Genomic DNA, 13,096 nt, shown 5'->3' with positions numbered 1-13,096 from the left:
GGTCTAATCCCCCATAATTATTGGGATTCGGCGCCCACTTCGGCGAGGAGATCTTGTACTGATTCCGCGGCTTCTGATTCCTCCAGATCAATACCGTAATCGTAGGGGCCGGACCAAAGAATCGGCATTTCCTCGAAATTCTCGATAATTGGGGGAGAGGAGGTTTGCCATTCTAGGGTTAAAGCGCGCCAAGGATTACGGCCGGCGGGTTGACCTTTAAAGGCACTCCAGACCATATTAATAGCGAAGGGAATACTCGATATACCGAGAATATAAGCTCCTGCGGTACTAAGAACATTTAAATCCTGAAACTGCACATCATACAGGGCAATACGACGGTTCATACCCAATAATCCCAATTCGTGCATCGGCATGAAAGTTAAATTCAAACCGATAAAAGTGAGAACAAAGTGGATACGACCGAGAGTCTCGTTATACATCCGTCCGGTCATTTTCGGGAACCAATGGTAAACGGCAGCAAACAGGGCCATTGCCGTACCACCAAATAGTACATAATGGAAGTGACCGACGACAAAATAGGTATCGTGGACGTGGATATCGAAGGGAACAGAAGCCAACATAATCCCGGTCAAACCACCGATGAGGAAGGAAGACAGGAAACCGATCCCAAATAATAAAGACGTATTGAGACTGAGTTTACCCCCCCAAAGAGTGGCACACCAACTAAAGATTTTAATGCCCGTGGGAACGGCGATTAACATAGTTGCCGCCATGAAAAACATCCGTAACCAGCCGGGGGTGCCGCTGGTGAACATATGGTGGGCCCAAACGATTAAACCCAAGAAACAGATGGTGAGACTGGAATAGGCGATCGCTCGATAACCAAAAATCGGTTTGCGGGCGTGAACTGGTAATATCTCCGATATCGTCCCGAAAAAGGGCAAGATCATGATATAAACGGCAGGATGGGAGTAAAACCAGAACATATGCTGATAAACCACCGGATCGCCGCCGCCGGCAGGGTTAAAAAAGCTCGTGCCGGCGATTAAATCAAAGGACAAGAGAACGAGAGCAGAAGCGAGAACGGGGGTGGAAAGCAGTACCAGAGTCGAGGTGGCCAGCATTGCCCAACAAAATAGCGGCATACTGTACAAATCCATCTCAGGAATCCGCATTTTCAGGATCGTGGTGATGAAATTAATCGAGCCTAAAATCGAGGAAGTCCCGATCAATAAAAGGCTCAAAATCCACAATTCTTCGCCCCATTTGCCGCTAATTAAGCTTAAAGGTGGGTAGGAAGTCCAACCAGACTGGGGTGCGCCGACAAAGAAACTGGATAATAATAGCAGCCCGCCGGGGGGATTAAGCCAGAAAGCCACAGCGTTAAGACGAGGAAAAGCCATATCTTCCGCCCCAATCATCAGGGGAATGAGATAATTGGCAAAACCCGCCCCAACCGGAACGATCCAAAGAAAGATCATGATCGTTCCGTGCATGGTCATGAATTGGTTATATAGTTCTGGGGAGACGAAATCGGGGTCGGGAGTGGCTAATTCTGTCCGCAGCACTTCCGCGAAAGCACCGCCAATAAAGAAGAAAAGAAAGGCAGTCACCAGATATTGAATACCGATGACTTTATGATCGGTGCAGAAAGTAAAGTAATCTGTCCACTTGCGGTGATGGATCACCTCGGGAACGGTTGCTGGGGTGGTTATTTCCGTTGATGCTGTCATAAGGCCAAGATTTTAGATGACAAGAAAAATTACATTTGCTGCTGATGGGCAACTTGGGCGAGGATTTCAGCGTCGATGCCCATTTCTTCGGTGTAGGGGGTCAAATATTGACTATCAGAGCGATCTTTAGTGGTCATGGCTACAGTTCGATCGCTGTCAACTTCGGCGATCGTATTATCCTGCACCCATTGGTCGTAATCGGCTTGGGAGTGAACTACAAAGCTAGATTTCATGCCGCCGTGATAGGCCCCGCAAAGTTCCGCACAAATGATCGGATATTGACCAATTTGGTTGGATGTGAACGATAACACCGTTTCCTGTCCGGGGATAACGTCCTGTTTTAGACGCAATTGGGGAACCCAGAAAGCATGGATCACATCTCCCGCTTCCATATTCAGTTGCACGGGGCGATTGACGGGAGCGTGCAGTTCCCCGGAAACAATGCCAGTTTCGGGATAGGTGAAGATCCAAGCGTATTGAATGCCTTTAACATTGACCACTAGGGGGGGAACTCCTTCACCATCGTAGGAATTGCCGATACCTAGGGCTACTCTGCGATCGCCGCCCATGGCCATCATCGTGCCGTGGTGATGACCGTGGTGGGCGATTTCTCCTTTGCCACCCTTGGAAATCAAGGGATCGAGACCGCCGATATTGTTATAAATCTCGAAGCTATAGACGGCAAGGATAAAAACGATTACCGTCGGGATGGCTGTCCAGAAGATTTCTAGGGGGACATTGCCCTCCACTGCCGGTCCGTCGGTTTGATCCCCCGGTTTACGGCGAAAGCGAATCACTATATAGATAATCACGCCTTCAACTATTAAAAATAGTCCCGTGGCGATGGTCATCATCAGATTAAAGATATTATCTATCTCCTGAGCATCTTCGGAAGCGGCCACAGGCATTAAGCCATGATTTTGGCCATACCAGAGACTAATTAAGGTCAAGGCGATCCCGAGTACGAGCGTCAGGATACTGCTGGGAATTTTCACGGTCTTTTCAATATTTTCAATAGTGGCTACTTATTCAAGGCTAAAACATGATTCCCCTATAGATGGGAAATTTAACCAGCATCTTCTGAGAATTTTATCTTTTCTTTGGGATCGTTTTCAGGGAAAGTATTTTAAATAACTAATTTTTATATCTTATTCTGAGTTTATGTAAACAAATGTAACGGAAATGGCCAGAAATCTAAAGAATATCTAAAAGCTTTTACCTGTCGTAAAAAAACTCATTCACAGTGATAACTAACTGGCAAACAAAGCCATGATCTTTGATGACAGACTCCTTGAGAACAGGCAAACCGATGACCGAATCTGTTTTTAACCCGACACCCCTAAGAGAAACCGGCCATATTCAGGTGTGGATGCGCCGCTTAGTCTGGAAAATTGCGATCGCTACTTTCGCCCTCATGGTAGTGGGCGCTGCCACCAGAGTTATGAACGCCGGTTTAGCTTGTCCCGATTGGCCGCTGTGTTACGGTCAATGGATTCCCAGTCAGCAGATGAATCTACAGGTATTTCTGGAGTGGTTTCATCGTCTCGATGCCTCTTTGATCGGGTTTAGTACGCTCGCTCTCGTCGGTCTGTCTTGGTGGTACCGTCGCCATCTTCCCCCTTGGCTGTTCCCCTCTGCGATCGCAGCTTTGGCTTTAATTCTCCTGCAAGGAGTCCTGGGAGGATTAACCGTGACCCAATTACTGCGATTTGACATCGTAACGGCCCATTTAGCCACAGCTTTGCTCTTTTTTGCCACCCTAATCGTCATTGCTATCGGTCTGACTCCCTACCGTGGCACAGGTACAGTCGGGAAACTAACCGGGATGGGAATGGTCGCCACCGGTCTAGTTTATCTGCAATGTCTCCTCGGCGGTCTCGTCGGTTCCCGTTGGGCGGCCCATCAGTGTTTAACGGTTTCCCAACTCTGCACCGTGATGAATAGCCACATTATCGGGGTTTTTCCCGCCACTATCTCGGTGTTAACCCTAGTTTTCTTCGCTTGGCGAGCTGCCGCTATCCATCCTCTCCTCAAAAAACTAGCTTTTAGCGCCGGGGGATTAGTCGCCCTACAGGTGTTTTTAGGCGTTGCCACCCTGAAACTACATCTCCAAGTGGAACCCTTAACCATTACCCACCACAGCATCGGTGCGCTATTGCTGGCAACCCTCGTCGCTTTTACCACTTTTGCCCTTCGCGATCGTTCTTTCGCGCCTATAAGCCATCTCTAAGGATTTAATCACGATGACTGGAACTCAAGCCCTTCGCCACCACGATAATTTTTTACAAGTCGCTAAAAGTTATTATCAACTCACCAAACCGCGAATTATTCCTCTACTGCTGATTACTACAGCCGCTTCTATGGAAATCGCCTCTAAAGGTCAGGTTTCCCCCCTATTACTCTTTCTTACTCTCCTCGGTGGCACTCTCGCCGCCGCCGCCGCTCAAACCTTAAACTGCATCTATGATCGCGACATCGATCACACCATGCTTCGCACCCGCGCCCGTCCGATCCCCTCCGGTCGCGTGCAACCCCTCCACGCCCTCATTTTTGCCCTCGTTTTAGCCTCCCTTTCCCTAGCACTTTTTGTCTTTTTTGTCAATACTTTGAGCGGATTTTTAGCAATGACCGGTATCGCATTTTATATGCTGATTTATACCCATCTGCTCAAGCGTCATAGTATCCAAAATATTGTTATCGGTGGCGCAGCTGGCTCGATTCCTCCCCTCGTCGGTTGGGCGGCAGTAACGGGCGATCTCGGTTGGATTCCTTGGATTTTATTCGCCATTATTTTCCTTTGGACTCCTCCCCATTTTTGGGCTTTGGCTTTAATGATCAAGGATGATTATGCAGAAGTAGATATACCGATGATGCCCGTAGTTAAAGGGGAAGAAGCCACTAGCGAGCAGATTTGGCTCTATACTTTAATCGTTGTTCCTTTCACTTTCCTCCTGATTTATCCCTTGGCTGCCTGTGGTGTGGTCTATGGTGTAGCGGCTTTGGTTTTAGGGTTTGTTTTCCTGAAAAAAGCTTGGCGATTAAAACAGAATCCTTTTGATCGAGACATGGCTCGATCGCTGTTTAAATATTCCATTCTTTACATGATGTTATTATGTACAGCTATGGTGATCGATAGTTTACCCATGACCTCTCGTCTCCTCGCTACAATTGCCAGTTTATTCTCCTGTAGTTAGGTTTTGCTGAAAAAGTTTGTTGGTGGTGTCGGGAGTCAGGAGTCGGGAGTCAGGAGTCAGGAGATTATTTTCATTTATGCTCCCCATCTCCCCATCTCCCCCCGCAACGCGCACGAAGTGGTCTCCCCATCTCCCCTGCTCCCCACTTCCTAATTTATAATTGATAATTCATCATTCATAATTACCCCCGACTACTGATTGCGACTGAGGGAGTTAATTCGCTCGATTAGTTGGGCTAAGATTTCTTGTAATTGTCGGTCTTGATGCTGGGAAAGGTTGATTTTATCACAGCTATAAATAACGGTGGTGTGATCTTTGCCGCCAAATTCTTCGCCAATGCGCGGTAAGCTTAAATCCGTGTGTTGACGCATCAAATACATCCCAATCTGTCGAGCAAAACTAATTTCTCGTCGGCGGGAATTTCCCTTTAGATCAGCGATCGAGAGTTGAAATTTTTCCGCTACTACCGCCATAATAATATCGGGAGAAGTGGAAATTTTGGCCATTGGTGGATTTAAAACCGGCGCAATATTTTCTACCGTCATCGGCAATCCGGAGATAGAAATATAAGTAGTAGCTCGGATTAATGCCCCCTCTAATTCGCGAATATTAGAAGTATAATTAACGGCAATATATTCGATAACTTCTCTTGGGAGACGCAGATTTTCGTACTCGGCCTTTTTTTGTAAAATTGCCATGCGAGTTTCGATATCTGGTGCTTGGATATCGGCCACTAATCCCATAGAAAAGCGAGAAATTAAACGATCCTGTAAACTGGGAATCTGTTTGGGCAAGCGATCGGAGGCTAAAACCACCTGTTTTCCCGCTTCGTGCAGGGTATTAAAGGTATGAAAAAATTCTTCTTGAGTGTATTCTTTTCCTTCAATAAATTGCAGATCATCCACTAATAATATGTCCGCATGGCGATAATGATTACGAAAACTTTCCATACTATCTTGACGGATAGCGGTGATTAAATCATTCGTAAATTGTTCCGTCGATACATAAAAAACCCTGGATTGGGGATATAATTCTAGACGATAATGACCGATCGCCTGCATTAAATGGGTTTTACCTAATCCCACCCCACCACAGAGAAAAAGCGGGTTAAATTCCCTTCCGGGTAATTCCGCCACCGCTAAAGCAGCTGCGTGGGCCATGCGATTAGTTGGCCCGACAACAAAACGGGAAAAATTATATTTAGGGTTAAGTTGATTACTGGGGGATAATTCTGATTCTAAGCTAGTGTGAGGCTGGAAAATAGCGATCAAATCGCCCTGTTGTGCCGTGAGTTGAATCTCGACGGGATAACCGACGATATCCTGCACTACTTCAGCAATTGTTGACAGATAATTTTTCTGAAGATGGTTAAGAATAAAGGGATTGGCAGCCTGAATTACTAAGCGATCGTTTTGCCATTCTTTAACCGTCGCCGTTTGAAACCAAGTCTCGAAAGCGGGACGGGTTAATAGTAATTTTAGACGCTCTAGGAGATTATGCCAAAGTTGTTGGGCGCTGCTGTCCACGGTTAATTTTGATTAAGTGGGTGGGTGTAATTAAATATAAGATGAACGTAGGTTGGGTTGAAGCATGAAACCCAACGCCTATCCACGGTTAATTTTGATTAACAAAGTTGCTCTAGTGCTGCTGCGGGGAAACCTTATCAGTTTAGCGAGATTTTTCCCCTCAAGATAAAATGATTTTCAGAGCGAAACAATTAATCTTTAGACAGATGACGCAAGTTTTAACAATCACCCAATTAGGAAATCCAATTCTACAGCAAAAAGCAGCAGCGATCGATAATCTTCTCGATGCTGACTGTCAAGATTTGATCGATTCCCTGATTAGCACCGTGCAAGCTGCCCACGGGGTGGGAATCGCCGCGCCCCAAGTTGCTCGGTCTCTGCGTCTGTTTATCGTTGCTTCTCACCCCAATCCTCGTTATCCCGACGCTCCGATGATGCCACCCACTGCCGTGATTAATCCTCGCATTTTGCGGGTCAGCGAGGAAATGGTCAAGGGTTGGGAAGGTTGCCTCAGTGTCCCCAATTTACGCGGTTTTGTCCCCCGTCATCAGTGGATCGAGGTAGCCTATTGCGATCGCAATGGTCGCGAAATCCGTCAAGTTTTCAGGGATTTTGTCGCGCGCATCTTTCAACACGAATACGATCATCTGGAAGGAATCCTCTTTCTCGATCGCCTTGCTTCTCCGGCGGATTTATACTCGGAGGAAGAATACCAAAAAATCAGTAATATTGCTGAATATAAGCGATAAAATCGCAAAATATCTCTACATCTTCAAAATAAGTTAAATAGCTTAACGGGACTATCTTTATCTGGCGACAAAATTTTTGTTGGTAAATCTAAATTTTTTGTTAAAATGATAACGATTATCATTCTAGGAGAACTACCCAAACAAACAAACAAATGAACTACTTGACAAAATAAATTAATTATGCAGTAGAACTCTGCCCTCAATTAACTAGGGAGATACTCAAGACTTTTTCGGTGACTAGGAAAATCAATTTTTCCAAGTTTCCGCACCGGAGATAACCCCAAAGACGAGGAAATAAACCGATAGCTTTCATTAGTTGTCGTCTAGATGTCCAGAAAAATAAATACTCTAGCAAAGGGTATTTATTGACAATTGGTAACATCAGAAAACTTGGCCGATTAATTAACTATTGGAGTCTGTAAAAATATCTATGACCTTAGCTAAGTCCAAAGCAATTTTCGACAATGATGACTACAATCACTTTCCCGAAGTGATTACCGAACCTAAATCGCCGGTATCGGAAGCCGAGATGATGCAAGCGGTAAGAACACTGCTGTTAGGATTAGGAGAATATCCCGATCGCGAAGGTTTACGAGACACTCCTAAACGAGTAGTAAAAGCCCTAAAATTTCTCACTTCTGGTTATCAGCAATCCCTGGATGAATTGCTGAATGGGGCAGTTTTTCACGAGAATGCTAACGAGATGGTTTTAATCCGAGACATCGATATTTTTAGCTCCTGTGAACACCATATTTTACCGATAATCGGCCGCGCTCATGTTGCCTATATTCCTAACGGGAAAGTGATCGGTTTATCGAAAATTGCCCGCATCTGTGAAATGTACGCCAGACGACTGCAAGTGCAGGAACGTTTAACCGCACAAATTGCCGATGCTTTGCAAGGATTACTACAACCTCAAGGGGTAGCTGTGGTGATTGAAGCGACTCATATGTGTATGGTAATGCGCGGGGTTGAAAAACCCGGTTCTTGGACTTCTACGAGTGCCGTGCGCGGTATTTTTGCCGATTCTGCTAAGACTCGTCAAGAGTTTATGAGTTTGATTCGTCATAGTCCCGATTTTCACTAATTAGTCAGGGGGATCGGGATTATTTGATCGTCCTATCCCCAGTTTTTTCCTAAGCAAAAAACCAGAGCAAAACCAGCTATTTACTGTTTACTTTTTATTTTTAACTCGCTGTTATCATGCTGATTCGTCCCCGTCGTCTTCGTTATACTCCAGCGATTCGCCGTCTTGTTCGTGAAACTGAATTAACCGTTAATGACTTGATTTATCCCCTCTTTATCATGGAGGGAGAAAATCAAAGGGTTGCTATTCCTTCTATGCCCGATTGTTATCGTTATTCCCTCGATTTATTGCTCAAAGAAGTGGTTAATGCCTATAACTTAGGCATTAATGCCATCGCTCTTTTCCCCCTGATTGCCGAGGATAAAAAAGATAATTTCGGCAGAGAAAGTTATAATCCCGATGGCTTAGTGCCAAGGGCGGTGAAAGCGATCAAAAAAGAAGTCCCTGAAATAATTATTATTACCGATGTTGCCCTCGATCCTTTTTCGATTTATGGTCATGATGGTATTGTGGAGGACGGTAAAATTCTCAATGATGAAACCCTAGAAGTTTTAGTGAAAATGTCGCTCTCGCAAGCGGCAGCCGGGGCTAATTTCGTCGCTCCTTCCGATATGATGGATGGTAGGATTGGGGCGATCCGTCGAGCTTTAGATGCGGCTGGCTATTTGGATGTGGGAATTCTCGCTTATACGGCTAAATATGCCTCTGCTTATTATGGTCCCTTCCGAGATGCCTTAGAATCAGCACCAAAATTTGGTGATAAGAAAACCTATCAAATGGATGGGGCTAATAGTCGGGAAGCCTTACGGGAAGCCAGTTTAGACATAATAGAAGGGGCAGATATTATTATGGTTAAGCCTGCTCTGGCCTACCTCGATATTATCCGTCGTCTGCGCGATAGTAGCCATCTTCCCGTCGCCGCTTACAACGTCAGTGGTGAATACGCAATGATTAAAGCGGCGGCAAAACAGGGCTGGATTGACGAAAAAAGCCTGATTTTGGAAACTTTAATCAGTATGAAACGAGCGGGGGCCGATTTGATTTTGACCTATTTTGCTGCCGATGTGGCATTAATGAAACAGGAAAGCCGATTTTAGGGTTTTTGCCAGCGAAATTGATAGAAATTATCCTGCGCTCCCCATACCTGCTGCCCAAGGCTATCATAACCTCGATCGCTGGTATCCATGCCCTGGGAATGTAGAATAATTGTATTAGTTATTTTCACCGCACCTCTGACATTAGTGGGACAACCCTGGGGGGGAGTTTCTCCCCGATAACCCCCCGCTATCGGTTTTAAAAACACAGTACACACCGACTCAGCCAAATCTGATACATTTAATCTTCTTTCTGTCAAGTCTTTGTTACAAAAATTAATAAAGTTAGCGGCATTATTTAACTTATAGGCTTTTGATTCCACAGTGGAATTATCGGGGCTAGGTTGAATGACTAAAATTCTTTGACGATAGGGTTGATTTAAGCGATCGATAATTGCCTGTTCCTGATAAAGATAAATACTATCCTGTTTGGGGGAAAAATCCACGGCACAGGTAATCATTTGCACCTTAGCAATGCGGGGGTTAGTCTGCGCTTGTTGCGTCGTATCCATAACCCCAATTAAATGATTAGCCACCCCTTGTACTTGCGGATTAAGGGGCAAAGATTGAGTGAGAAAAAATCCTAGGGCGATCGAAGTTTTCAGCATGAGCAGAGGCTTGATTCCGGTTAGTCTCTAATTAGCTTAGACTAATAAGCAGCAAGAGCAAAAAATCCCCTTTTCCCATGACTAATCATCTGGCTGCATCCGAAAGTCTTTACCTGCGAAAACACGCCGAAAACCCGATCGATTGGTGGTATTGGTGTGACAGCGCCCTAGAAATTGCCAGGAGGGAAGATAAACCGATCTTTCTCTCGATCGGTTATTCTAGCTGTCATTGGTGTACGGTTATGGAAGGAGAAGCTTTTTCCGATCGGGCCATTGCCGATTATCTCAATCACTATTTTTTACCGATCAAAGTTGATCGCGAGGAAAGACCGGACATCGATAGTATCTATATGCAAGCATTGCAGATGATGGTCGGTCAAGGGGGTTGGCCTCTGAATGTCTTCCTAACACCGGATAGTTTAATTCCCTTCTATGGTGGCACCTATTTTCCCGTGCAACCGCGCTTTAACCGGCCCGGTTTTCTGCAAGTGTTGCAATCGGTACGTCGTTATTATGACGAGGAAAAGGAGAAATTAAGCAAATTTACGGCCGAAATGCTGGGCGCACTGCGTCAATCAGCTATTTTACCCCGAGCAGAGACCAATTTAGCCGCTCCTTACCTTTTAGCCACAGGAATCGAGACAAATACGGCGGTGATTCGGGTTAATCCCAATAATTACGGTCGGCCCAGTTTTCCGATGATTCCATATTCTCATCTGGCTTTGCAGGGTAGTCGCTTTGGTGACGATTTTGACGATTCCCTCCGGCAAGCGGCCTATCAACGGGGGGAAGATCTGGCCCTGGGGGGAATCTATGACCATGTGGGGGGAGGATTCCATCGTTATACGGTGGATTCGACGTGGACAGTTCCCCATTTTGAAAAAATGCTCTACGATAACGGGCAAATTGTCGAATATTTAGCCAATTTGTGGAGTGCGGGTGATCGAGAGGCGGCCTTTGAGAGAGGGATTAAAGGCACGGTTAACTGGCTAAAACGGGAAATGACCGCCCCAGAAGGTTATTTTTATGCGGCCCAAGATGCCGATAGTTTTGAGAAGGCCACGGATGGGGAGCCGGAGGAAGGGGCCTTTTATGTCTGGTCGGATCGGTCGTTAAGGGATTATCTCTCGACCGAGGAATTGGGGCTGCTGCAGGCTAATTTTACCGTCACTGCCGAGGGGAATTTTGAGGGTCGTAATGTCCTGCAACGTCGGCAAGGGGGAGAATTAGGGGAGGAGATAGAAAATATGCTCGATAAGTTATTTATTCGGCGTTATGGCAGTTCTCAAGCCCAATTAGCTCTTTTTCCCCCGGCCAGAGACAATCAGGAGGCGAAAACTGTCTCTTGGCCGGGACGCATTCCGGCGGTAACGGATACGAAAATGATCGTCGCTTGGAATAGTTTGATGATTTCCGGTTTAGCCCGGGCCTTTGCCGTCTTTGGTGAACCTTTGTACTGGAAAATGGCTACTCAAGCGGCCGAGTTTATTCTCAAGCATCAGTGGTTAGATGGACGTTTTCAGCGCTTGAATTATCAGGGTCAGGCCTCGGTTTTGGCCCAATCGGAGGATTTTGCCTATTTTATTAAGGCTTTACTGGACTTGCAAACGGCTAATCCCCAAGAAACTGGCTGGTTAGAGGCGGCTATCGATTTACAAGGGGAATTCGACCGCTGGTTTTGGTCCGAGGATGAGGGGGGATATTTTAATACTGCTTCTGATCATAGTCTCGATCTGATCGTGCGAGAACGGGGTTATACGGATAATGCCACCCCTTCGGCCAACGGAATTGCGATCGCTAATTTATTGCGTCTGTCGCGATTGACGGAAAATCTAGAATATCTCGATCGGGCCGAAAAGGCCTTGCAATCTTTTAGTACCATCCTAGAAGAGTCCCCCACCGCTTGCCCCAGTTTATTTGTCGCCCTCGATCACTATCGTCATGGTTTCTGTCTGCGCGCCCCGGAAAGCTCGATCGAGCCGCTGTTAAGTCGCTATTTGCCCACTGCGGTGTATCGAGTCGATGCCAGTTTGCCCTCTAGCACATTTGGGTTAATTTGTCAAGGGTTATGCTGCCTTGAACCGGCGGAAAATTTAGAACAGTTGGACCAACAAATTGCCGGGGTGATGGCGGGTCCGTCAATACTACTCGGTTAAGGTTTTTTTCTCTCTCAAGCAGAGAACAGTGATAAAAAAGCAATTAACGCTTTTTTAATCACCAAGATTCAGGATCATTGATTATTTTGACCAAAATGGACAGGAATGGAGATGATTTTCTTCTCAATTGTCAAAACGCCCACACCATTGGTCAAAGCCAGAGAGGTATCGCGGCTGGGGTTGTCTATTTCATAGCCGCTCTCTCAACGTTAAGTATTGACTCTATAACGATTGTACTCGATTTGATCGTTTGAGCGTTTAAGTCCCATTAGTTTTATCTTCAGCAATCCTATGGAGAACAAAAACATTATCTTGCTTTAAAAGCAGCCATCTTGTAAAAGGATAGCGTTTGACTTCTTGATAACCTTTGAGCAATCCAGAGGAAATCATGTAGTCATCACGATTTACCCACCAGTAACTTTTACCCCGCTGCGGCTCATATTTTATATCGTTTAAATACCAGCCATTAAATTCGTATCCCCCATCGATATATTCAGGAGTAACTCCCTGTTCCATCAAATCATTTAAGGCTTGCCACCGAGTTCGGTTCCAGGCTAAGTAGTCATGGGTTGCAGCCATAGTAAATCCGCCCCAAATAAAGATCATTGTCAAAGCAAAAGCAGTTATTTTTTTGCCAATATCTTGCTCGTTAATATAATTATTTGAAATCACTAAAAGCACCATAAATAATGGTAAAAGGAACAGGAAATGACGATCAAAAGGATACCTTACTCCGAAAAGGAAAAGATAGATAAGGATTGCTGAAAGTATTAATACATTTAACCATTTTTCCGATTGTGAAAAAGTTTTAATGATTGTTAAACATAAGTAGTAAAGCAATAAAAACGGGCTCTTCGGTTTGTGTTATGCAATGGATGGGGGTTATAAGGAATGAAACCCTTATAGAGACAGACATTACCGCGATTTTTGTCAATTGTTTGCGATCTAGAGCGAACTAATCAATTAAATCTCTTGCCAGATAAGGATT

12 protein-coding genes are annotated in these 13,096 nt (G+C 45.3%); 6 read left to right on the top strand and 6 right to left on the bottom strand.

What is annotated here, in order from left to right:
* Positions 1–17: 17 nt before the first annotated feature.
* Together ctaD and O9290_RS23000 are read right to left on the bottom strand one after the other, a co-directional pair.
* Positions 18–1,694: a cytochrome c oxidase subunit I gene (ctaD, locus tag O9290_RS23005; RefSeq protein WP_287732741.1), complete on the bottom strand. Its 1,677-nt coding sequence runs from the start codon at positions 1,692–1,694 to the stop codon at positions 18–20.
* A gap of 29 nt (positions 1,695–1,723) precedes the next feature.
* Complete coding sequence (locus tag O9290_RS23000) at positions 1,724–2,689, bottom strand: cytochrome c oxidase subunit II (protein WP_002758395.1); 966 nt, start codon at positions 2,687–2,689, stop codon at positions 1,724–1,726.
* Between the two features lie 314 nt (positions 2,690–3,003).
* Here O9290_RS23000 and O9290_RS22995 point away from each other — a divergent pair, with 314 nt between their 5' ends.
* Together O9290_RS22995 and O9290_RS22990 are read left to right on the top strand one after the other, a co-directional pair.
* Entirely contained in the window at positions 3,004–3,924 is a 921-nt protein-coding gene (locus O9290_RS22995) for a COX15/CtaA family protein (protein WP_002758393.1), read from the top strand.
* 13 nt (positions 3,925–3,937) lie between these two features.
* Positions 3,938–4,888: a heme o synthase gene (locus tag O9290_RS22990; RefSeq protein ID WP_288057279.1), complete on the top strand. Its 951-nt coding sequence runs from the start codon at positions 3,938–3,940 to the stop codon at positions 4,886–4,888.
* A gap of 191 nt (positions 4,889–5,079) precedes the next feature.
* On the opposite strand, the gene dnaA is transcribed toward O9290_RS22990, so the two are convergent.
* Positions 5,080–6,414 carry a chromosomal replication initiator protein DnaA gene (dnaA, locus tag O9290_RS22985; protein ID WP_287970605.1) on the bottom strand — a complete coding sequence of 445 codons (1,335 nt, stop codon included), beginning with the start codon at positions 6,412–6,414 and terminating at the stop codon, positions 5,080–5,082.
* Between the two features lie 170 nt (positions 6,415–6,584).
* On the opposite strand from dnaA, the gene def reads away from it, so the two are divergent.
* Positions 6,585–7,163: a peptide deformylase gene (def, locus tag O9290_RS22980; RefSeq protein WP_288057281.1), complete on the top strand. Its 579-nt coding sequence runs from the start codon at positions 6,585–6,587 to the stop codon at positions 7,161–7,163.
* A gap of 199 nt (positions 7,164–7,362) precedes the next feature.
* Here def and O9290_RS22975 read toward each other — a convergent pair whose 3' ends face one another.
* Entirely contained in the window at positions 7,363–7,545 is a 183-nt protein-coding gene (locus tag O9290_RS22975) for a hypothetical protein (protein WP_155726677.1), read from the bottom strand.
* Between the two features lie 48 nt (positions 7,546–7,593).
* Here O9290_RS22975 and folE point away from each other — a divergent pair, with 48 nt between their 5' ends.
* Both folE and hemB read left to right on the top strand, forming a co-directional pair.
* Positions 7,594–8,250 carry a GTP cyclohydrolase I FolE gene (folE, locus tag O9290_RS22970; RefSeq protein WP_288057284.1) on the top strand — a complete coding sequence of 219 codons (657 nt, stop codon included), beginning with the start codon at positions 7,594–7,596 and terminating at the stop codon, positions 8,248–8,250.
* Between the two features lie 116 nt (positions 8,251–8,366).
* A complete protein-coding gene (hemB, locus tag O9290_RS22965) occupies positions 8,367–9,347 on the top strand; it encodes a porphobilinogen synthase (protein WP_002758385.1) in 981 nt (326 codons plus the stop codon).
* Here the strand turns inward: hemB and O9290_RS22960 are convergent.
* On the bottom strand, positions 9,344–9,952 hold the full coding sequence (locus tag O9290_RS22960; RefSeq protein ID WP_287107814.1) for a chromophore lyase CpcT/CpeT: 609 nt from the start codon (positions 9,950–9,952) through the stop codon (positions 9,344–9,346). The two genes, hemB and O9290_RS22960, sit on opposite strands and share 4 nt — an antisense overlap.
* Before the next feature lie 77 nt (positions 9,953–10,029).
* Between O9290_RS22960 and O9290_RS22955 the strand changes: the two genes are divergently transcribed.
* Positions 10,030–12,108 carry a thioredoxin domain-containing protein gene (locus tag O9290_RS22955; protein WP_288057286.1) on the top strand — a complete coding sequence of 693 codons (2,079 nt, stop codon included), beginning with the start codon at positions 10,030–10,032 and terminating at the stop codon, positions 12,106–12,108.
* A 258-nt stretch (positions 12,109–12,366) separates the two neighbouring features.
* Here the strand turns inward: O9290_RS22955 and O9290_RS22950 are convergent, their stop codons facing one another.
* Positions 12,367–12,792, bottom strand: coding sequence for a hypothetical protein (locus O9290_RS22950; RefSeq protein WP_288057289.1), 426 nt, complete (start codon positions 12,790–12,792; stop codon positions 12,367–12,369).
* Positions 12,793–13,096 lie beyond the last annotated feature (304 nt).

It is taken from the genome of Microcystis sp. LE19-41.2A (assembly GCF_027530405.1).
Classification (GTDB): domain Bacteria; phylum Cyanobacteriota; class Cyanobacteriia; order Cyanobacteriales; family Microcystaceae; genus Microcystis; species Microcystis aeruginosa.
Note: the sequence above shows the minus strand (reverse complement) of the source record. Positions and strands in the feature narration are given on the sequence as shown.